Below are 21740 nucleotides of genomic sequence, written 5' to 3' on the forward strand. Positions count from 1 at the left end.
GATGAATGTGATGCTGAATGCGGAGGAGACGATCGCGTCTGGATCGCCGATCCAGCCGATCGTCCGCCTCAGGGGAATTGCCAAACACTTCCCCGGAGTCGTGGCCAACCAGGACGTGGATTTCGACCTCCTGCCGGGCGAGATCCATGCCTTGCTGGGCGAGAACGGCGCCGGCAAGTCGACGCTGATGAACATCCTGACCGGTATCTACCGACAGAACGAGGGTGACGTCATCGTCGATGGCCAACTCGTGACCTTCGCGTCGCCGCTGGACGCGATCGCGGCCGGCATCGGCATGGTTCATCAGCATTTCAAGCTGGTGAAGGCATTCACCGTCGCGGAGAACATCCATCTCGGATGGAACGAAACGCCGCGCCGCATCAGCCGGGAACTGCTCGAGGCGAGGACGGCGGAAATCGCCGCCTCGCTGAACCTCGCCGTCAAGCCGGCAGCCCGGATCAGCGATCTCTCGACCGGCGAGCAGCAGCGCGTCGAGATCCTGCGCGTGCTGTCGCGCAAGGCGCGCGTGCTCATCCTCGACGAGCCGACGGCGGTGTTGACGCCGGCCGAGGCCGCCGAACTCTTCAAGGCGCTCCGTCAGTTTGCCGCGCGCGGCAACGCGGTGATCTTCATCAGCCACAAGCTCGACGAGGTGCTGGAGATTTCCGATAGGGTCACGGTGCTGCGCGGCGGCCGCAAGGTCACCACCAGGCCGACCCATGAATGCGACAAGCGCATGCTGGCCCGCCTGATGGTGGGCCAAGAGGTCGTGCTGAGCAACATGCGGGAACGCCGGCCAGACGCGAAGCCGGTTTCCGCCGAGCCGGTGCTCAGCCTGCGGGACGTCTCGGCGCATGACGATCTCGGCAACATGTCGCTGAAACGCATATCGCTCGACCTGAGGGCGGGCGAGATACTCGGCATCGCCGGCGTCGCCGGCAACGGGCAGAAGGAGCTGTCCCAGGTGCTGACCGGCATCCGGCCGCTCGTGTCCGGGCGCCTCCAGGTCTGCGGCAGGGATCTTTCGGCACGCGGAGCGGAGGAGTTCGCAGCCTTCGGCGTCGGACACATTCCCGAAGACCGGCTGCAAAGCGGGCTCGCGCCGGCGCTCAGCATCACCGACAATGCCGTCATCCGCGAATACGGCAAGGCGCCGCTGTCCAGGGGCTGGCTCTACCGTCCTTCGGCGGCCGCCGCCCTGGCGCGCTCCATCGCGGAAGCCGCATCGGTGACGGTGCCCGATTTCGCGATGCCGGTGCGCAACCTTTCCGGCGGCAACCAGCAGCGGCTGGTCGCGCGGCGCGAGATGCGCATCGCCTCGAACGTCCTGATCGCGGCCTATCCCTGCCGGGGTCTCGACGTCGGCGCCATCAATGCGATGATGCGTTATTTCACCGAATTGCGCGACGCTGGCGTCGGCGTGCTGTTCGTCTCGGAAGAACTCGACGAGCTGTTCAAGCTGTCTGACCGCATCGCCGTGATGTTCCATGGCGAGATAATGGGCGTCGTCGATACGTCCGACGTCGACATCGAAACGATCGGTCTGATGATGGGTGGGCAACGCCGTTCCGCGGCGGACCTCGCCGGGGAGAATTGACGATGGCCATCCGCATCCAGCGCGTGCCGTCCGAGAACCTCGGAGGCGGCGTCGCAGCGCGACTGATCGCGATCTTGCTGGCATTGCTCGTCGCCGCGGTGATCTTCTCGCTCAACGGCGCCGACCTCGGCGCGCTCGGCGCGCATGTCCTGAAGTCGACCTTCGGCTCGAGGTTCGGCCTGATGGATATCGGCCTGATCATGACACCGCTGATCCTGACCGGCCTCGCGGTGATGATCGCCATGAAGGTGGGAGCCTGGAACATCGGCGCCGAGGGCCAGTTCTGCGCCGGCGCCTTCGCGGCGACCGCCGTGGCGCTGTTCGTGCCGGGTCCGACCGTAGTGATCGTTCCCCTGATGTTTGTCGCTGGCGCGCTCGGCGGCATGGTCTGGATTCTGATACCCACTCTCGCGCGCGCCTATGCCGACGTCAGCGAGCTCATCACGACGCTGCTGCTGAACTTCGTCGGCGTACTGCTGATCTATTACGTCGCGACCGGACCATGGCTAGACCCGAGCGGTATGTCCTTTGCCGCCACCAAGAGGCTGCCCTACGACATACCGAGCTTCTGGGGCGACGTTCATTGGGGGCTGCCCATCGCCGTTCTGCTTACCGTGCTTGTCGCGGCCGTGCTGAACTATACGCGCTGGGGCTACGAGGTGCGTATCGCCGGCTCCAACCCGAGCGCCGCGCGCTATGCGGCTATCCCCTTTCGCCGCCACCTCATCGTCGTCATGCTGCTGTCCGGCGCCATCGCCGGCCTCGCCGGCATGTTCGAGGCGGTCGGGACGGCGCACCGGCTGCAGGGCGGCATCTCCAACAATTTCGGCTATATCGGCATCATGGTGGCGGTGCTGGCGCGCGGCTCGGCGATCGGCGTGCTGGCGGGCGCTTTGCTGATGGCTGTGATCCTCAAGTCGGGCATCGCCTTGCAGACGCAAGGGGTCAACATCTCCACGGTGCTGGCCCTCACCGGCCTGATCCTGTTCTTCACTGCGATCGGCGACGAGCTGTCGCACTACCGTATCGTCCGTTCCAAGCCGGCGTAATATCGGAGCCCGATGATGGACCTTATCGCTGGTCTGATCCAAACCTCTATCCTCGCCGGCGGCGTGCTGGCGCTGGCGGCTCTCGGCGAGGTGCTTGCCGAGCGTGTCGGCATCGTCAATCTCGGCGTCGAAGGGCTGATCGCGCTCGGTGCAATCACCGGCATCGCCACCGTCGTCGCCATCCCCAGCCCGACGCTCGGTTTCGTCCTGGCGCTGCTTGTCGGCCTCCTAGTGGGCATGGTCTTCGCGACCGCGACGGTGATCGTGCGCGCCAACCAGATTCTCTGCGGCCTTGCGCTTACGCTCATGGGCACCGGCGTCGCGGCGATGATCGGCAAGGCCTATTCGGGCATTCCTGCTCCGGCGACGTTTCCGCCGGTGGCAATCCCGTTCCTCAGCGACCTTCCGCTTGTCGGCAGGGCGCTGTTCACCCAGAACGTTCTGGTCTACCTGATCTATCTCGTTCTTCCCTTTGCGATCCATCATCTTTTGTTCCGGACCCGGCACGGTCTCGATCTCAGGGCGGTTGGCGAAAACCCGGCCGCGGCGGACGCTGCCGGCATTCCGGTCAGGCGCATCCGCTTCTGGTACGTCTCGGCGGGTGCGGCTCTCGCCGCCGGCGCGGGCGCCTATTTGACGCTCGCCTTCGTGCCGTCCTGGTCGGAAGGCGTCGTCGCGGGCCGCGGCTGGATCGCCGTGGCGCTCGTCATCTTCGCCGGCTACCGGCCGTGGACCGCCGTCGGCGCGGCGCTGCTGTTCGGTCTGATCACTTCGCTCGGCTTCGTCGGTCAGGCGCGCAACTGGCCGATCGCCGCGCCGGTCCTGTCGATGCTGCCCTATCTCGGCACGATCGCGCTGATGATCGTTCCTGTGCTCGCCTGGCAAAAGGTGCGCCGCCTGATGGCCGCGCCGGCAGCGCTTGGCCAACCCTATTTCCGAGACGTCCGTTAGGAGGCGGGAGCACGACGAATTAGGAAGTTCCCTGGCCGCCGGAAGCGGCGGCCAACTGCCCGTTCACTCATGATGACGATCCGCGGTCAGCACCTCGCGGGACAGGGCTCACAGCGAAGCAGGCCGGTGCGGTCTGCTTGTCGGCGCAAGGCCTGGAGGTGAATATGACGATCGAACTCGTGGTGCGCGATGCGCATGTCTATGTGAAGCGTGGCCGTGAGCTGCCCGGCGGCTGGGTGGCGATCAAGGACGGGCGGATCCATTCCGTCGGCCATGCCGGCGAGGAGCCGGAAGGCCTGCGGACCATCTCCGCCGGAGGGCGTCTGCTGACACCAGGGCTGATCAACGCCCATCATCACATGTACCAGAACCTGACCCGTGCCTATGCGCCCGTCACCAACGGCACGCTCTTCGAATGGCTGACCGGGCTCTACCCGCTATGGGCGAAGCTCGACGAGGATGCCGTCTACCTCTCGACCTATGTCGCCATGACCGAGCTGCTGATGGGCGGCTGCACGACTTCGATGGATCACATGTACGTCCATCCGAAGCCGTTCCTGATCGACGCGCAGTTCCGCGCCGCCAAGGACATCGGCTTCCGCTTCTACGCCACGCGCGGCTCCATGACGCGCTCGGTGGAGCAGGGCGGCCTGCCGCCTGCGTCGGTGGTCCAGTCCGAGGACGAGATCCTCGCCGACAGCGTGCGGCTGATCGAGACCTATCACGATCCCAGGCCCGGCTCGATGAGCCGCCTAGCGCTGGCGCCGTGCTCGCTGTTCTCGGTGACCGAGCGGATCATGGCGGAGTCGGCGAAGCTTGCCGATACCTACGACCTCAGGCTGCACACGCACCTCGCCGAGGATCCCGAGGAGGACGTCTACTGCAAGGAAGTCTACGGCTGCACGCCGGTCGAATATTTCGAGCGGGTCGGCTGGGCGAGCAAGCGGTCCTGGGTCGCGCATTTCATCTATCCGGGCGACGAGGAAATCGGCCGGCTGGCGCATGCCGGCGTCGGCGTCGCCCAGTGCCCCTGCTCGAACATGCTGATCGGCGGCGGATCGGCCGACCTGATGGGCCTGAGGCGGCGCGGCATGCGCGTTGGCCTCGGCTGCGACGGTTCGGCGTCGACCGACCACGCCTCGATGTGGCTGGAGGCGCGCACGGCGCTGCTTCTCGGCCGCTACCGCAATGGTCCGGCCTCGATGTCCGCGCGCGATGCGCTCGACGCCGCGACCATCGGCGGCGCCGCCTGCCTTGGCTGGGAGGACGAGATCGGCCATCTCGAGCCGGGGGCATGCGCCGACCTGGTGGTCTGGCAGATGTCGGATGTGGCGCTTGCCGGCGCCCATACCGATCCGGTCGAGGCGTGGCTGCGCTGCGGTCCTGCGGTCGCCGGGCTGACCATCGTCAACGGCGTGCCGCTCATCGAGGGCGGCCAGCCGCTGATGGGAGACCTGCCCGATGTGCTTGCCCGCCACGCGAAGCAGTCGCGCCGCATCCAGTGCCTGCCGGCCTGAGGAGACCGGCGGTCCGCCGGCCCGGAGTTTCGGGCCGGAGGGACTGTGACATGGCGGCATCAAAGGTGCACGCCTCGCCCTGATCAGACGTCCTCGTTCTGTGGTAGTATCACGAGATCGCGGATAGTCACGTGGGCTGGCCGAGACAGCATGAATACGACGGCTTCCGCCACGTCCTCGGAGCGAAGGCCTTCGTGCGCCTCGACCTTGTCTGCAATTGCTGCAGGGTCCCTATAGCCCCACAACTCGTTCAGCACGACACCCGGCGAGACCTCGCCGACGCGGATGTTGTAGCGCGCCACTTGCCGACGGAGTCCATGCACGAAGGACTGGATGGCATGCTTGGAAGCCGAATAGATCGGTTCCAGATGAATTGCCTGGTGGCCGGAAATCGACGAGGTGACGATGATGTGTCCCTGTTTGCGCTGTATCATGCCGGGCAAAACGCAACGCACGAGGCGGAATACGCTGCTGACGTTGATGGCGATCAGCTCGTCCCAGGCATCGGGGTCTCCCTCGGCAACTTCCCCAGGAATGTAAAGGCCGGCGTTTGGCAACAATACATCGATGCCGCCGAAGCGAGCTATCGTTTCGGCGACGGCGCGATTGAGATCGTCGGGCCGGGTCAGATCGGCGGGAGCCACCAATGTCTCGCCTTCTATCTCGTCTGCAACGGCCGTCAGTCTGTCCGCGGAGCGGCCGACGAGCGCGACACGCATTCCCTCCGCGGCGACCGCCCTCGCCATTGCGCGACCTATGCCCGAACCGGCGCCTGTGACCAGAGCCACCTTCCCCCTCAAGTCCTGCGACATGGTGCTGTCCTCCACGATGTATTGAAGTGACTATTGAATAGCAGTGGACCCGCTTGGTGAGGCAGTTTGGCGACTTGGCCAGGGTGGATGTGTTTTGTTTCTAAGCCGCCGATTGCTCCGTCGGTTCGGCCATAACATAGACCTTATCGGGCGTCCTGCCGCCGCCGGCCGAGTGTGGGCGCCCGCCGGTTGCAATAGTCGACCCGGGAACCGATGCCCGCCTGTGACACGGCGACATGAAAGGTGCATAGTCCGCCTCGGGTGGGGTCTGTCGCGCATGCGCTCGAAAGGAACCCTCCATGGCAAAATACGAGGTGGGCTATCTCGTCGGCAGCCTTGCTTCCAACTCCATCAACAGGAAGCTGGCGCTCGCCCTTGTCAATCTTTCTCCCCCGGAACTGGACCTCCGGGAAATCCCCATCCGGGACCTGCCGCTCTACTGCTATGACTACGATTCCGACTATCCCGATGTCGCCAAGCGGTTCAAGGACGCGATCGCCAACGTCGACGCGGTGCTGTTCGTCACGCCCGAGTACAACCGTTCCATACCCGGCGCCTTGAAGAATGCGATAGACTGGGCAAGCAGGCCGTACGGCAAGAACGCGTTCACGCGCAAGCCTTCGGCCGTGATCGGAACCTCTCCCGGCTCGATAGGCACCGCCGTCGGCCAGCAGCACCTGCGCAGTATCCTGAGCTTCTGCAATTCGCCGCAGATGAACGCGCCGGAAGCCTACATCCAGTTCACGCCCGACCTGATCAAGGACGACGGCGAGGTGACGCGCGATTCCACGGCCGAGTTCCTGACGAACTACATGGCCGAATTCCGCACCTTCATCGAAAGGGTTCTTACCGTCCTGCCGCGACAGCGCTGACGGGGAGGGCGGTCGCGAGGCTCACTCACGGTTGAGCGAGCCTCGAATGCCCTGAAGCCTCCTCAGCCGGGGCGCGTCATCAGCACGTTGTCCCACCAGCCGTCGGCAATGTGGGGCAGTTCGACCGCGGCTTCCTTGCCCAGCAGATATCCCAGCACGCGCGGCGGCGTCAGCGGGGTCTGCTGGATACGGCACCCGGTCGCGTTGGCGACAGCGCAGGCGATCGCCGCCGGCGGGTTCAGGATGGGAACCTCGCCTGCCCCCTTGACGCCCAGCGGCCCGATCGACGGCGCCCCTTCGTAGAGGTCGATCTCGATCGGCAGGGTGTCCTGCGCGAGCGGCACCCGGTAGGTTTCGAGGCTGTTCTGGCGGATGCTGCCATCCTCGCCGATCGTGTGCTCCTCATGCAGGGCGTAGCCGATCCCCTGCGTGACGCCGCCCTGGATCTGCCCATGGATTGCGCGGGGGTTGAGCGCCCTGCCGACGTCCTGCACGACCCGGTAGCTCAGGATGTCCACATGCCCGGTCTCCGGATCGACGGCGACCTCGCAATCGTGGACGCTGAAGACGGGGATGTCGATCGCGTCGATGAAGTGGCCTGCCGCGCAGCCCGGCATGGCGGCGACGCCGGGATTGGTGAAGGAGCCGCTGCCGACCACCGGCCCCGTCGCCTGATGCGCGTGCTGCACGACCTTCGCGATCGTCATGCCCGAACCTTCGATCCCGGCGATCTCGACGCGTCCATTGCGCAGCACCAGCCTGTCCGGTTGCGTCTGCAGCAGCTCGCTCGCCGTCTTCAGGATAGTCTCGCGGACATTCTGCGCCGCGGCCTTGCTGGCGGCGCCGACGGAGACCGTGGTGCGGCCGCCGCCGACGCCGAGGTCGAAGCCGGCTGCATCCGTGTCGGCGCTGCGCACGATCACATCATCCGGATGGATGCCGAGTTCGTGCGCGACGATCTGCGGTATCGCCTGCACCATCGTTCCCTGTCCGAGCTCGACGCCGGCCGTTATCAGCGTCGCGCTGCCGTCGGCGTTGAGATTGATGGTGGCGGTCGAAGGACCGACGAAGATGAACCAGGTGCCGACGACCGTCGCGCGACCATAGAGACGCTCGCCGGCGAGTTCTTTCTTCGGCGGCGATTTTTCGCGCAGCGCCTCCATGCGGTCGAGCATCGGGCCGAGCACGTCGCCCTCGAACACCTGGCCCGTGGCGCCGATGTCGCCGTCGCCGAGTACGTTGCGCCGCCGGAAGGCGAGCGCGTCCATGCCGATCGCTTCGCAGATCTCGTCGGTGTGCCGTTCCAGAGCGAAGGTGTTGTAGACGCCGTTGCATGCGCGGAAAGCGCCGTTCGGCGGCGTGTTGGTGTAGACGGCCCGGCTCGCAAGATTGACGGCGCCGAGCTTGTAGTTGCCGGTGAGCGTGTGCGCCGTCATCGTGGTGAGGAATATCTGTTCGCCGCCATAGGCGCCGCAATCCATCAGCACCACCGCCTCGCGGCCGACGATCTCGCCGTCACGCGTCACCGCCGAACGGATCTTGATGTCCGCATTCTCGCGGCACAGGCAGGTCAGCATCTCCTCCTGCCGCGAATAGACGAGACGGACCGGCCGGCCGGACTTGCGGGCAAGGATCGCCGCATAGGGCTCCAGCGTGCAGTCGAACTTCTGGCCGAAACCTCCGCCAACCGGCGGCACGGTGACGCGCACCTGCGATGCCGGGACGCCGAGCAGCTTGGCGGTCTGGTTCCGGACGGTCCAGGGCACCTGCGTCGACGTTTCGATATGGTAGCGGCCGTCCTCGAAGCTGGCGATCGCGGCGCGGGGCTCGAGCGAGACATGGTTCTGCCGGCCGACGCGGAAGCAGCTCTCGACAACGACCACGTCGTCGCGTGCGAACGCCGCCGCCGTGTCGCCGCGGACCACGGTCGCTTCCCAGGCCACGTTACCGCCGCGCGCGCCGCCTTCGAACAGCACCTCGTAGCTCTTCCAGTCGGGATGGACGAGCGGTGCGCCCGGCGCCAGCGCATCGGCCATGGTGAGCGCGGCGGGAAGCGGCTCGAGCTCGACCTCGATCGCCTGTGCGGCGGCCAGCGCCTGCTCATAGGTGTCGGCCGCCACCGCGGCGATCTGTTCGCCATGGAAGCGGATGACGCCGGAGGCGAAGAGCGGATGGTCGGCGATGCCGATGCCGTGCATGCCGGGCGCGTCCTCGGCCATCGCGATGGCTCTAACACCCGGCATCTGCCGGGCTCTCGATGCATCGATCTTCACGATGCGCGCCGAGGCGACTTCCGACCGCAGGATCGCGGCATGAAGCATGCCCGGCGCGGCCCGGTCGATCGTATAGCGCGTCCGGCCCAAGAGTTTGTCGCGGGCGTCGCGTCGCGGCAGGTTCATCGTCGCCTGGGAGGGATCGGGGGCAGCCATCGTTCAACCTCGTCTTGCAAGCGCGACCGCCGCGTCGACGACACGCTCGTAACCCGTGCAGCGGCAGATGTTGCCGACCAGCGCAGCCTTTATCTCGTCGCGCCCGGCGCTTGGCCTGTCCCGGAAGAATGCCGTCAGCGCCATAAGGATGCCCGGAAAGCACATGCCGCACTGAACCACGTCGTGCTCTTCCATGACCTCCTGAAGCGGGGAAGGCTTGCCGTCGGCGGCGAGCGCCTCGACGGTCTGGACCTCGCATCCCTCGACCGCGCCGAGCGGCACCAGGCACGAAACGACGGCGCGCCCGTCGATGTGGACGGTGCAGGCGCCGCAGATTCCTTCGCGGCAGACCGGTTTCGCGCCGGTCAGATGGTACTCGTCGCGCAATATGTCGATGAGCGGCGTCATCGGATCGCGGGCCGAGGTCCGGCTTTCGCCGTTGATCACGAAGCTTGTGGTCATGACGTTCCGCCCTCGACTGCTCTCATTCTCAATGGGCCGCGGCCAGCACGGCGCGCGCTGCCCGCCGGACGAGGGCCGGCAGGACCTGCACGCGATACCATGCCGGCGATTCGACGCTGTCGCGCCCGGTAAAGGACGCGGAGGCGGCCGCGGCGAAGTGATGCGCCGTTTCGGGATCGAGCTTGCGACCACCAAGCTGGTCCTCGAGCTGCGTCCATCGCCGTGCCGTGGCTTCCACGGAGCCCACCGCGATCCTGACATCGTCGACCGTATCGTCGGCGCCCAGGGATGCCGCCATGCTGACGATCGCCGCCGGATAGTCGCCTGCCTTGCGCAGCGGCAGCCGAATGTGAGCGGTCGACATCGGCTGGCGCGCTATGACGACGGCTGTCAGCAAGGTGCCGGCGGGAAGCGTGCGGCGGCGTTCCAGGAACGAGCCGATGGCAAGCCGCTGCATGCCGCCGGGTCCGCCGAGCTCGACCGCCGCGTCGAGCGACAGCAGCGCCGGCGCCAGGTCGGATGCCGCGAAATCGGCGGCGCAGAGGTTCCCGCCGACGGTCGCCATCTGTCGTATCGACGGGTTCGCCGCGCTGCCGGCCGCGATCGACAGGCCTTGGCACTGCCGGATGCCGGCCAGCGCCGCCGCCAGCCTTTCATGGGTCACGCATGCGCCGATGCGAATCTCGTCTTCGGTGATGTCGACAGCGTTCAGTTCCGGGATCGCGCCGATGCCGACATAGAAGGGCAGGTGGGTCTCCCCTCTGATCGGCGCCCGCATGATCCATGTCCCGCCGGCAAGCGGCGCGCCCTCGGTTCCCCTCTCGGCCAGGGCGGCCAGCGCGCCCGCCAGGTCGTCGGCGATGACTAGTCTCTCATGGCTTTGGGCTGGCACGCGCTGGCTCCTCTGATATGCCGACAGTGCGGGGAATGATCGAGTTTCAGCCCCGGCCGACCAGCATGCGGTAGCGGAACTGGTCGAGGATGACGGCAAGGATCAGCAGGCCGCCCAGCAGCACCATCTGCAGGTAAGAGCCGATCTGCGCGATGTTCATGCCGTTCTGGACGAGCATGATGAAGAATGCGCCCAGCACCACGCTCTCGACCCGGCCGAGGCCGCCCCTGAGCGAGACGCCCGCGATCACGCAGGCGGCGATGGATTCGAGGGCCACCGAGCCGCCGAGATTGGTCTCGCCCGATTCCACCCGCGCCGTCAGAAGCAGGCCGGCCAGCGAAGCGAGCAGCGCGCACATCACATAGGCGAGGAACAGCACCCGCTTGGTGTCGATGCCGGACAGGTGGGCGGCCTTGGTGTTGCCGCCGACCGCATAGATATAGGCGCCGAGCTTGGTGCGGTTCATGACGATCCAGATCACGATGATCGCAAGGATCGCGATGATCACCGGGACCGGCATGCCGAACAGCCGGCCGAAACCGAAGAAATTGCCGAATTCGTAGGGCAGGCGCGACACCGGCACGCCGCCGGTCAGGAAGAGCGCGGTGCCGGCGCCGACCGACTGCACGCCGAGCGTCATGATGAAGGGCGACACGCCGAACTGGGCGACGCCGATGCCGTTCAGGCATCCGACGACGAGGGCGGCCCCGAAGCCGGCGAGACATCCGAGGAAGATCACCAGCCAGACGTGGTCCGGCATCGCGTTCGCAAGCGCGACCATGGCAAGCGCGCTGACGACCGAGGTCAGCGCGATCGAGGTGCCGACGGCGAGGTCGAAGCCGCCGGTGATCAGCACGATCATCTGGCCGAGCGAGACCAGGATCAGATAGACCGACTGCCGCGCGACATTGGTCAGGTTCTCCATCGACAGGAACTGGCTGGAAACCAGCGAGAAAATGATCAGCGCGGCGACCAGGAAGAACGGCAGCACGCCGACCTTGAGGAAAAGCGTCCTGACCGCATCGAGCGCAAGCCGGCGTGACGCCGTACCGTTTGCGACTGTGTCTGGCGAGGTCATCAGGCGGAAATCCTTGTTTCACTGAAGAAGTGGCGCAAGACGGTCTCTTCGGCGATGTCCTGCCCTTCGAGTTCGGCCGAGATCCTGCCGCGGCAGAAGACGAGAAGCCGATGCGAAAGATGCATGACTTCCGGAAGGTCGGAGGAGACGATGACCACGGCCTTGCCGGCCTCGGCGAGGTCGCGGATAAGGAGATAGAGCTGACTGCGGGTGCCCATGTCGACGCCGACCGTCGGCTCGTCGAAGATGTAGACTTGGCGCCCTTCGCCAAAACCCTTGCCGAACAGCACCTTCTGCTGGTTGCCGCCCGACAGGGTCGCCACCGCTTTCGCCATGGTGCCTGGCGCTAGGTCCACCCGCTTGCCGATGGCGTCCGCCTCGGCATTGCTGCGGGCGGGGGAGGGCAGCCCCAGCGGCCCTGCGAGATCGCGGCGCCCGAGAAGGCTGAGACGAATGTTGTCCCGCGCGGACGCGGCGAGCACCAGTCCTTCCGTCTTGCGGTCGGGCGGCAGATAGAAGATCCCGGACTTCAGGAGCTTGCGTGTGGGCAGGCCGGTGACGTCCTTGCCGTTCAGCGTCACGGTACCTGCCTTCAACGGCTGCAGGCCGAGAATGCTGCGCCAGACGCGTGACTTGCCCGACCCGACAAGTCCTGCAAGCCCGAGGACCTCGCCGGCGCGCACGTCGATGTCGACGCCGTGGACGCCGCCTGCGACGACGCCGCGCAGCGAGAGCAGTGTCTCCCCGTCGGGCCGGCGTTCGATGTGAGGATAGACCTTGTCGATGGCACGGCCGGTCATAAGCTCGACCAGCGCGCTCTCCGACACGGTCCTTGCATCCACGGTTCCGATCAGCTTGCCGTCGCGCAGGACCGTGATCCGGTCCGCGATCTCGGCGAATTCCTGGATCCGGTGCGAAATGTAGATGATGCCGACGCCGCCTTCCTTCGCCTTGCGGATGAAGGAGAAGAGTTTTTCGGTTTCCTTCTCCGTCAGCGACGCGGTCGGTTCGTCGAGGATCAGAACGCGCGCCTTCGCGTGCAACGCCTTGGCGATCTCGACCATCTGCTGCTGCGCACGGGAGAGGCGGGCGACAGGCGAGCGGATGTCGATGTCGAAGCCGAGTTCACGGAACAGGGCTTCGGTGTTCTTCTCCATCGTCTTGCGGTCGACGAAAAGGCCTCGCCGCGGCTCCTGGCCTAGATAGACGTTCTCGAAGACGCTCAGCGTCGGGACGAGCGAGAATTCCTGGAAAACCGTGCCGATACCCGCCTTGCGGGCGTCCTGGACCGAACGGAACGTGACCTCCTCGCCGTCGATGCGCAGCGTCCCGGCCGTCGGGAGATAGACCCCCGACAGGATGGAGATCAGGGTCGACTTGCCCGCCCCGTTCTCGCCGAACAGGACGTGCACCTCCCCGCGCTCGACCTGGAAGTCGATATCCGATAGCGCCTTGACGCCCGGGAACTCCTTGGAGATCCCGGTCATCTCGACCAGCGGCTGTTGGCTCATGCCCCTGCTCCTTGACACACGGCCCCGCCGCTTGGGCGGGACCGTGCGAGGACGATAGCTCAGTTTACGCTGAAGACGGGCTTGTAGTCGTCGGGCGGCAGGATGTTGGTCTGCGGCACGTCGTTGACGTTTTCCGGATCGACCACGAAGATCTTCGGCCCGACATGCTTGATGAAGTCCTTCTTCTCAAGCGCGCGCACGGCCTGGTCTATCGCGATGCGGCCCTGGATGACCATCGAGTCGGCGGGCGAGGCGAGGATGAAGCCGCGCTTGATGCCCTCGTAGACGCCGGGGGTCATGTAGAAGGCAAGCAGGTCGACCTTGCCCTGGAGCCCGCGCTCGCGGATCAGCCCCTGGGCGGCTTCCGCGGTGACAGCGGTGCCGGCGATGTAGCGCACGTTCGGATTGGCCTGCAGCGCGTCCTCGACGAGCTTCAGCTGCACTTCCTTGCCGGTATCGCCGAACTTCGGCTCAAGCACCTTGATGGCGGAGCCTTTGACCGCCTCCATGAAGCCCTTGTGGGCGGCCTCGACCCAGCCGGCGCCGGCCGGTCCGGGGAACCATGCCACCTCGACCTCCTCGGAACCGGCGGGGTGCTTGCCGGCCAGGTATTTGCCGGTCTCGGCACCCATCACCTCGAAGGACACCAGCGACTTCGCGGTGACGTCCGGCGAGGAGATGCCGTTGATGACGTCGATGACCGGAATGCCCTTCTTCGCCACTTCGGAGACCAGGTTGTTGAGGCCGTCCAGCGAGATCGCGCCGATGACGACAGCCTCGGCGCCGCTCGCGACGCAGTCCTCGATCTGCGAGATCTGCTTGGCGAGTTCGGTGTAGCCGCCGGCTTCGGCGATGTTCATCTTCACGCCGAGCCTCGCCGCCTCCTCCGCGACGCCGTAGCCGACGCCGAGCCAGTAGGCGTCTTTCATGTGCGGGAAGGATACGCAGATATTCCAGGGTTTCTCGGCCTTCTCCAGCGGGACGTAGGAAACGTCGACCGACTTGCCGTCGGCGGAGAAGGGCGGCTCGATCTTCGCCGCATCATACGGATACCAGTCCGCGGCGAAGGCATGCGACAGTGCTGCCGTCGAAACGGCAGCGGCAAGCATCAATCCTGACAGTCTTTTCATCGTAGTTCCCCTTGCTATCTTGCCGCCGGGCCTGGTGGCGGCGGTACGCCCAGTAATCAGTCGAGTGATTCCCTTATCTTGCCGATCAGTCCCTCGCGGTCGGCGCGCGCCTTGAGCGCGTCGTCGATGGTGACCCTGACGAAGCGCGTCGGCGTGTTCGGCTGCATCTGGCCGATCAGGTCCATGTCGGCCGAGATCACCGTGCCGATCATGAAGTAGCCGCCGCCAGACACCGCATCGCGGTGCAGGATGATCGGCTCGGTGCCGCCAGGCACCTGGATGGAGCCGTACGGGTAGCAGCTGTCGACGATGTTCGACGGATCGGAGCCCGCCCCGAAAGGCTGCTCGCGCTCCACGAACTGGAGCTTGCGCCCGCCGCGGAAACGGTAGCCCATGCGGTCGGCTTCCGGCGCCACCTTCCAGTCGTCGTCGAAGAAGCCGTCCTGCGATGCTTCGGTGATCCGGTGCCAGTAGAGGCCGGGCAGGACACGAAGCTCCGCCGGCCGTCCCGGTCCTCGCCGCAGTGCTTCCGGCACGCTGCGCCCGTTTTTGGCGTTTGCGGCCGCGCCGAGCGGCAGCTCGTCGCCGGCTGCGATGGCGCGTCCCTTGAAACCGCCGAGCGCACCGATCGGATAGGTCGAGCGGCTTCCGAGAGCCACCGGGACGTCGATGCCGCCTGCAACGGCGATGTAGATGCGTGCGCCGGTCTTGAGGAAGTCGAAGGAGAGAACCTGTCCCTTCTTCACCGCGAAGGCGGTCCAGCCCGGCTTCTCCTCGCCGTCGAGCTTGATCGGCATGTCCGCGCCGGTGACGGCGACCGCGGTGTCGGACGTGAATTCGATTTGCGGGCCGATAAAGACCGCTTCGAGCCCTGCCGCTCCTTCGTCATTGCCGACGAGGAGGTTGGCCGCGCGCATGGCGAGGCGGTCCATCGCGCCTCCGATCGGGATGCCGAGATGGAAATAGCCCGGACGTCCGAGGTCCTGGACCGTCGTCGACAGGCCCGGATTGATGACCCTAGCGCCCATGGATCGCCCCCTCCAGCTTGGCGTTGTAGCCGTCGATGTCTTTCTGGAATTCGGTCAGGTCGAAGGTCACGTCGCTCATCGGCGGGGCGAAACGGCCGGCCTCCACGTCGGCGACCGTCTGGTCGTATTCCTCGCGTCCGATGGACCTGAACTTGACGATGTCTCCCGGCCGGAAGAACACCATGAAGTCGCGCAGGTAGCTTACCTTCTGTTCCGGATCGAAGATCGGTATCGGCGTGATGCCGAACATCTGATAGCCGCCGGCGCCGCGCACCGAATAGATCGCCGTGAAGCAGCCGCCGTAGCCGACCGTCAGCTTCGGCGTGTCCGTCCGCGGCCGCAGATATTTCGGCACCTGAAGCTGCCGCGGCCGGTCGACCATCTGATACATGAACGGCAGGCCGGCGACGAAGCCGACCATCGATACGAACCACGGCGCGCCGGAATGGGCGGCGATGAAGTCGTCGACGGTCGCGTAGTTGTTGACGCGCGCCGCATATTCGAGGTCGGTCGCCTTCGGGTCCTGATGCCGCTCGCGGAAGCGCATCAGCGTCTCGTGCGTCCACGGATCCTGGTAGAAGACCGGGATCTCGATGATGCGGGTGCCGATCGTCGGTTTGGCCTTCTCGGCCGCGCTCTCGATCGCCTGGACTTCCTTCAATATGTCGTCCGGCCGGATCACGTCGGGATCGAACTTGATCTGGAACGATGCGTTGGCAGGGCAAATCTCGGTGATGCCCTTGATGCCGCTGTCCTTGATCGCGCTCGTCATCGAGAGGCTTCTGAAGAACGCCTCCAGCGACATGCTCTCGTCGCATTCGACGAACAGGTGCTCGTCGCCTCCGAAACTGTATCGGTTCTTCATCAGGCCACCTCTTTGTCGCTGTCGGGTCGCGCGAAACGTGTCTCAAGCCATCCTTCGAGGAAACGCGTGTGGATGTCGCCCGCGGCCACGGCCGGGTCGGCGGCCAGCGCGCGGTGCAGCGGCGTCGTCGTCGGAATGCCCCGGATATCGAGGGCTGCAAGGGCGGCGGAGAGCCTGGACAGGCACTGTTCGCGCGTGTCGCCGTGAACGATCAGCTTGCCGAGCAGCGAATCGTAGAACGGCGGGACGACATAGCCCTCGTAGAGCATGGTGTCGAAGCGGACGTGGTCGGCTTCCGGAACGCTCAGCGTCTCGACCGTTCCCGGCCCCGGCTGGAAGTCCTTGAACGGATCTTCCGCATTGATGCGGCACTCGATCGCGTGACCCGAGATGACGATGTCGTCCTGGCGCACCGACAGAGGGGCGCCGCCGGCGATCTTCAGCATCTCCTGGACCAGGTCGATGCCGGTGATCATCTCGGTGACCGGATGCTCGACCTGGATGCGGGTGTTCACCTCGATGAAGTAGAAGGCCTCGGTCTTGTCGTCGTAGAGATATTCGACCGTTCCTGCCCCGACATATCCGACCGAGCGGGCGAGGTCGACGGCGCTGGCACAAAGCCGTTCGCGCACCTTCTGCGGCAGGTGGAATGCCGGCGCCTCTTCCCACACCTTCTGGCGGCGGCGCTGGAGGGAGCATTCGCGCTCGTAGCAATGGACGAAATTGTGGCCGTCGCCGAGAATTTGCACCTCGATGTGCCGGGCGGCCGGGATGACCTTTTCGACATAGAGGCCGCCGTCGCCGAAAGCCGCTTCCGCCTCGGCCGAGGCCTGCAGGAACTGCCGCTCGAACTCCGAAGGTTCCTGGATGATGCGGATGCCGCGGCCGCCGCCGCCCGCCGCGGCCTTGATCATGACGGGAAAACCGATCCTGTCGGCAATGCCGGCAGCCTCTGCCGCGTTAGAAACGCGACCGTCGCTGCCCGGAACGGTCGGCACGCCGGCTTTGTCGGCCTCGCGGCGCGCCGCGACCTTGTCGCCGAGCAGGCGGATCGAATCCCCTGAGGGTCCGACGAAACGCATCCCCGCCGCGACGACCGCGTCGGCGAATTCGGCATTCTCGGCAAGGAAGCCGTAGCCGGGATGGACCGCATCGGCGTTCGTCTTGCGCGCCGCCTCGATCACATTTGCGATGTTCAGGTAGGATTTCCTGGCCGTCGCCGGCCCGATCTCGACCGCTTCGTCTGCCAGGCGCACGGCGAGCGAATCCGCATCGGCCGCGCTGTAGACCTGGATCGTGCGCAGGCCGAGGGCCTTCGCGGCACGATTGATCCGCACCGCGATCTCACCCCGATTTGCGATGAGCACGGAGCGGATGGACATCACTCGACCTCCGCGATGATATCGCCGGCCATGATGGCGTCTTCGTTTTCGGCGACGAAACGGATCGCCTTGCCTGCGACGCCGGCCTTCACCTCGTGGAACGACTTCATCACCTCGACGAGGCCGATCACGTCGTCCTTGGCGACGGCATCGCCGTCTTCCTTGAACGACGGGCTGTCCGGCGTCGGCTTGCGGTAGAATACGCCTGGAAGCGGCGACCTGATTTCCTGCTTGCTCATACGGCTCTCCTCGAAACACTGTCCGGGCTGACGACGATCTCCGAGACCGGGACGATGCGGATCCCGTTGGCGGTGAGCGCATCGCGGATCGCAGTCCCGATCTCGACGGCGCCCGGCGTATCGGAATGAAAGCAGATCGACTCGAAGCCGATGTCGATATCGCCGGCGTCTACGGTGCGAACCTTGCCCTCCAGGCAGGCGCGGACCACCTTGTCGGCGACCGCCTGGGGATCAAGCGCGCCGACCCGCCGCGCGAACACGATCGATCCGCTGCTGTCGTAGTCGCGGTCGGCGTAGAATTCCCTGACGACCGGCTGCCCCATCTCGCGCGCCACCCGATAGGTGAGCGAGGACTCCATGCAGAAGACGTAGGAATCCGGCGCCGCGCGGCGCATGAAGTCGATGAAGCTGCGCGAGAACTCCTCGTTGCGCGCGATCTCCATGTAGAGCGCGCCGTGCGGCTTCACGTGCTGGAGGTTCACCCCGTGGCGGCGTGCGAACTCGCGCAGCGCGCCGACCTGGTAGATGAGGTCGTTGAGGATTTCCTCGTTGCTGCCGCTGATCTTGCGGCGGCCGAAACCCTGGAGGTCGCGATAGCCGGGATGCGCGCCGACGCCCACTCCGTGCTGCGCTGCAAGCCGGACGGTCTCGTCCATCAGCATGGGGTCGCCGGCATGGAAGCCGGTCGCGATGTTGGCCGAACTGATGAGCGCCATGATGCTGGCGTCGTCGGCGTCGGCTATGGTCCAGCGACCAAAACCCTCGCCCATATCGCAATTGAGATCGACCGCAGACAGCCGCATGACGGCCCTTCCTCCTGCGTTTGCGGCGCCGTGACGCGCCGGTTTCCCCTTGTTGATCGTGACGGTAGCAACCAAAGTCAGGATTGAAAAATTCTATTCTTAGATTCTGGATTTCAAAAAATCAGATACATGCGTAAGCTCTCTCGGCCAGAAGCTTTCCTCGAAAGCCAGGGGATTCCAGAAGAGCTGAAATGGGAATGGCGCCCTGGTCAACTCAAGGGTTGGCAAATCATGGAAAAACCAAGGATGATGCGATATCGTTCTGAAAATCAGAATGAGATGATCGTATGCCGATAAGCCTCAAGCAGATCAGATATTTCGTCTCCACGGCGGAGAGCGGCCAAGTCTCGCAGGCGGCGGTCGCGCTTTCCATATCGCAGTCGGCGATCACCACCGCGATCAAGGAGCTCGAGGCGGACGTGGGGGCGAGGCTGTTCACGCGTTCCCAGCAGGGCATGGAACTCACCGCCGCCGGCAAGGAGTTGCTCTTCCACGCATATGAGGTGCTGGCCAAGATCGACGAGATGACCGGCATCAGCGTGCCCGGCAGCGATCTGCAGGACACGCTGAGCGTCGCGGCGTCCTACACGGTGATCGGCTACTACCTGCCGCACCATCTGGAGCGTCTCAGGCGCAATTTCCCCCGGCTCGAGATACAGCTCTTCGAGTTGAACCGCGAGGCGATCGAGGAAGGCCTGCTGGCCAACCGGTACGACATAGCGGTGATGCTCACCGCCAACACCAACAATCCCGACCTTGCGACCGAGACGCATCTGTCGTCGCGGCGACGGCTGTGGCTGCCGGCGCGCCACCGGCTGCTCACGCTCGGATCGGTCGGACTGAAGGAAGTCGCGCAGGAACCCTACATCATGCTGACGGTGGACGAAGCGGCGCATACCTCGCTCAAATATTGGAGCATGACGCCATATCGTCCGTCGGTGCAGTTGCGCACTTCGTCGGTGGAGGCCGTCCGGTCGCTCGTCGCAAACGGGCAGGGCGTCGCCATCCTGTCCGACATGGTGCATCGGCCGTGGTCGCTCGAGGGCAGGCGCATCGAGACGATTTCGCTGAGCGACCGGATACCGGCCATGGATGTTGGGCTGGCCTGGAAACGCGGCGCGGCCTTCACCCCGGCCATGCAGGCGTTCCGCGACTATTTCCGCCAGACCTATCATCTTCCGACGGGACGGTAATACGTCCGCAGCGTCGTCGCGCCGCGAACGCCGGGGATATCGCCGTCAGCTCGGCTTCGGTCCCGTCATTCCGCTGCGGGGCAGCTTGACGAGCTCGCCGAAGCGGGCGCGCAGGCTGTCGTCGACCGATCTCGGTATGTGGCGGGGGAAGCGCTCGGCGAGGATGCGCTTCTTCTCCGCGATGGCGCGGCCGAGGATGTCGGGCTTGCCCTTCTCGTTCCATTCCTTGGGCGAGAAGCGGTCGCCGACCGCGGGATAGAAATATTCGGTCTGCATGAGCCGCAGCGTCTGCTCGTTGCCGAGATAGTGGCCGGGGCCGTTCAGGCAGACTTCGGCGATCGTGTCGATCGACAGCGCGGCGTCGCTCACCTCAATGCCGCGCACGCAGCGCTGGCACATGCCCAGCATGTCGTTGTCGATGATCAGGCTTTCGAGGCAGAAGCCGAGCAGCGAGGCGTGCATGCCGGCAGATTCGTAGACGAGGTTGAGGCCCGACAGGCCGGCCATCACGTTGGTGATGCCCTTTTCGAAACCGGACTGGATGTCGGGGAGCTTCGAATCGGCCATGCCGGCCGCCGAGCCGCCCGGCAGGTCATAGAACTGCGCCATCTGCGCGCAGGCCGACGACAGCAGCGCCTGTTCGGCCGAGCCGCCCGACATGGCGCCGGTCCTGAGATCCGAGACGAAGGGCCAAGTGCCGAAGATCGCGGGATGGCCGGGTTTTATGGCGTTGACGTAGATCAGGCCGACAAGCACTTCCGCCACCGCCTGCACCACCGCGCCGGCGATTGCCGCAGGCGCCGTCGCGCCGGCCTGGCCGGCCGACAGAAGCAGGATCGGGATGCCGCCCTCGACGCAGGCCTCGAGCACGCCGCAGGCATCCTCGGCGAACTTCATCGGCGGCACGACGAAGCAGTTGGAGTTGGAGATGAAGGGCCGTGCCCGGAAATTCTCCTCGCCGCCGGCGATGGCGTAGAGCATCTCCAGCGCCGGCGCGACGTTTTCGCGGACGGTGAAGGACGTGCCGACATGCTTCGACGTGCCCATCACGCAGGCGTAGAGCGTGTTGAAGTCCATATCAAGCGGGTCGGGAATGTCGCGCGGCACCATCGGCCGCTGGAAGAAGTGGATGTTGTCGAGGCCGTCGACGATGCGGGCGGCATCATAGATGTCCTGCAGCAGGGACTCGCGGTATTCGCGTTTCTCGACGTCGACGAGATGGACCGCGGCGCCCGCCGTGCCATAATGCACGCGCTTGCCCTGGATCAACATATCGTGTTTCGGATCCTGGCCATGCAGGGTGAAGTTGCGCGCCGCCCGCTTGATCGTGTCCTCGACCAGTCCGCGCGGGAAACGCAGGCGGCCGTCTGCCCCAAGCGTCGCGCCGACCCGCGTCAGCGCCTCGATGCAGGACGGGATGGCGTTGGCGAAGCCGACGGTTTCGAGCAGCGTCAGCACCGCCTCGTGGATGCGGCCGAGGTCGGATTCAGCGAGCGCCTTGTAGCTGCCGCCTTCAAGGCCGGCGCGGATGGGGCGGATGTCGTCGGCCAGCGGCGCCGATCGGAGCGCGCGTCGCGCCTCGCGTCCGCCTGACCGTCGCGGGCCGCGCTCGGCCGTTGCTTCCTGCTTCCCGGATTCCTGCTTTTCCAATGCGACCGACATCCGAATTCCCCGTTGCCGACCCTGGCGCGCTCTGTTGGTCCAGAGCTTGGCGCTTGATGATCTCGCTTCTCGGGCGACTATGCAACGGCCGTGGACGGCACCTAGGGCCAGCGGATTCCGGCGGATATGCCAGGAAGGCCGCCCGCAGACGGCCTTCCTTAAGGGAATTTCGCATGGTTCAGGCCATCGCAGGACGGCGTCCGATGGCCGTTCAGAGCTTGCGGATTCCCGGTTCGGTATGCCGTGGGGACGGGAAGGGAACCTGGCC

General features: G+C 65.6%; 19 protein-coding genes. 6 read left to right on the forward strand and 13 right to left on the reverse strand.

Annotated elements, in window-relative coordinates:
- Position 1: 1 nt before the first annotated feature.
- The 4 genes from D8676_RS03895 (at position 2) to D8676_RS03910 (ending at position 5114) form a co-directional block, all read left to right on the forward strand.
- The gene (locus tag D8676_RS03895; RefSeq protein WP_245426590.1) at positions 2-1597 is read left to right on the forward strand and encodes an ABC transporter ATP-binding protein; all 1596 of its coding nucleotides are present in this window, start codon (positions 2-4) and stop codon (positions 1595-1597) included.
- A 2-nt stretch (positions 1598-1599) separates the two neighbouring features.
- Complete coding sequence (locus tag D8676_RS03900) at positions 1600-2646, forward strand: ABC transporter permease (protein WP_121579496.1); 1047 nt, start codon at positions 1600-1602, stop codon at positions 2644-2646.
- Between the two features lie 15 nt (positions 2647-2661).
- The gene (locus tag D8676_RS03905; protein ID WP_121579497.1) at positions 2662-3597 is read left to right on the forward strand and encodes an ABC transporter permease; all 936 of its coding nucleotides are present in this window, start codon (positions 2662-2664) and stop codon (positions 3595-3597) included.
- A gap of 164 nt (positions 3598-3761) precedes the next feature.
- A complete protein-coding gene (locus tag D8676_RS03910; RefSeq protein ID WP_121579498.1) occupies positions 3762-5114 on the forward strand; it encodes an 8-oxoguanine deaminase in 1353 nt (450 codons plus the stop codon).
- 83 nt (positions 5115-5197) lie between these two features.
- On the opposite strand, the gene D8676_RS03915 is transcribed toward D8676_RS03910, so the two are convergent.
- Entirely contained in the window at positions 5198-5926 is a 729-nt protein-coding gene (locus D8676_RS03915) for an SDR family oxidoreductase (RefSeq protein ID WP_121579499.1), read from the reverse strand.
- 299 nt (positions 5927-6225) lie between these two features.
- Between D8676_RS03915 and D8676_RS03920 the strand changes: the two genes are divergently transcribed.
- Positions 6226-6798, forward strand: coding sequence for an NADPH-dependent FMN reductase (locus D8676_RS03920; protein WP_121579500.1), 573 nt, complete (start codon positions 6226-6228; stop codon positions 6796-6798).
- 62 nt (positions 6799-6860) lie between these two features.
- On the opposite strand, the gene D8676_RS03925 is transcribed toward D8676_RS03920, so the two are convergent.
- From D8676_RS03925 to D8676_RS03975, 11 genes are read right to left on the reverse strand one after another with little or no spacing between them, the layout of a single operon-like run.
- The gene (locus tag D8676_RS03925) at positions 6861-9227 is read right to left on the reverse strand and encodes a xanthine dehydrogenase family protein molybdopterin-binding subunit (protein ID WP_121579501.1); all 2367 of its coding nucleotides are present in this window, start codon (positions 9225-9227) and stop codon (positions 6861-6863) included.
- A 3-nt stretch (positions 9228-9230) separates the two neighbouring features.
- Positions 9231-9689, reverse strand: coding sequence for a (2Fe-2S)-binding protein (locus D8676_RS03930; RefSeq protein WP_121579502.1), 459 nt, complete (start codon positions 9687-9689; stop codon positions 9231-9233).
- 28 nt (positions 9690-9717) lie between these two features.
- Complete coding sequence (locus D8676_RS03935) at positions 9718-10581, reverse strand: FAD binding domain-containing protein (protein ID WP_121579503.1); 864 nt, start codon at positions 10579-10581, stop codon at positions 9718-9720.
- A 46-nt stretch (positions 10582-10627) separates the two neighbouring features.
- Complete coding sequence (locus D8676_RS03940; protein WP_121579504.1) at positions 10628-11659, reverse strand: ABC transporter permease; 1032 nt, start codon at positions 11657-11659, stop codon at positions 10628-10630.
- Positions 11659-13170, reverse strand: a complete 1512-nt coding sequence (locus D8676_RS03945) for a sugar ABC transporter ATP-binding protein (protein WP_121579505.1) — start codon at positions 13168-13170, stop codon at positions 11659-11661. The genes D8676_RS03940 and D8676_RS03945 overlap by 1 nt, the downstream gene beginning before the upstream one ends.
- 59 nt (positions 13171-13229) lie before the next feature.
- Positions 13230-14300, reverse strand: a complete 1071-nt coding sequence (torT, locus tag D8676_RS03950) for a TMAO reductase system periplasmic protein TorT (protein WP_121579506.1) — start codon at positions 14298-14300, stop codon at positions 13230-13232.
- Positions 14301-14356: 56 nt separating this feature from the next.
- Positions 14357-15328 (reverse strand): biotin-dependent carboxyltransferase family protein, encoded by a 972-nt coding sequence (locus D8676_RS03955; protein ID WP_121579507.1) that lies wholly within the window; start codon positions 15326-15328, stop codon positions 14357-14359.
- A complete protein-coding gene (locus D8676_RS03960; protein WP_121579508.1) occupies positions 15318-16193 on the reverse strand; it encodes an allophanate hydrolase subunit 1 in 876 nt (291 codons plus the stop codon). The genes D8676_RS03955 and D8676_RS03960 overlap by 11 nt, the downstream gene beginning before the upstream one ends.
- Positions 16193-17575, reverse strand: coding sequence for an acetyl-CoA carboxylase biotin carboxylase subunit (locus D8676_RS03965; protein ID WP_121579509.1), 1383 nt, complete (start codon positions 17573-17575; stop codon positions 16193-16195). The genes D8676_RS03960 and D8676_RS03965 overlap by 1 nt, the downstream gene beginning before the upstream one ends.
- Positions 17575-17814 (reverse strand): acetyl-CoA carboxylase, encoded by a 240-nt coding sequence (locus D8676_RS03970; RefSeq protein WP_121579510.1) that lies wholly within the window; start codon positions 17812-17814, stop codon positions 17575-17577. The genes D8676_RS03965 and D8676_RS03970 overlap by 1 nt, the downstream gene beginning before the upstream one ends.
- The gene (locus tag D8676_RS03975; RefSeq protein WP_121579511.1) at positions 17811-18617 is read right to left on the reverse strand and encodes a 5-oxoprolinase subunit PxpA; all 807 of its coding nucleotides are present in this window, start codon (positions 18615-18617) and stop codon (positions 17811-17813) included. Before D8676_RS03975 ends, D8676_RS03970 begins: the two co-directional genes overlap by 4 nt.
- A 287-nt stretch (positions 18618-18904) precedes the next feature.
- On the opposite strand from D8676_RS03975, the gene D8676_RS03980 reads away from it, so the two are divergent.
- A complete protein-coding gene (locus tag D8676_RS03980) occupies positions 18905-19810 on the forward strand; it encodes a LysR family transcriptional regulator (protein WP_121579512.1) in 906 nt (301 codons plus the stop codon).
- A gap of 45 nt (positions 19811-19855) precedes the next feature.
- Here the strand turns inward: D8676_RS03980 and D8676_RS03985 are convergent, their stop codons facing one another.
- Positions 19856-21472, reverse strand: coding sequence for a trimethylamine methyltransferase family protein (locus D8676_RS03985; RefSeq protein ID WP_121579513.1), 1617 nt, complete (start codon positions 21470-21472; stop codon positions 19856-19858).
- Positions 21473-21740: the final 268 nt, after the last annotated feature.

The organism is Mesorhizobium sp. YM1C-6-2 (genome assembly GCF_003666685.1).
Classification (GTDB): Bacteria; Pseudomonadota; Alphaproteobacteria; order Rhizobiales; family Rhizobiaceae; genus Mesorhizobium_K.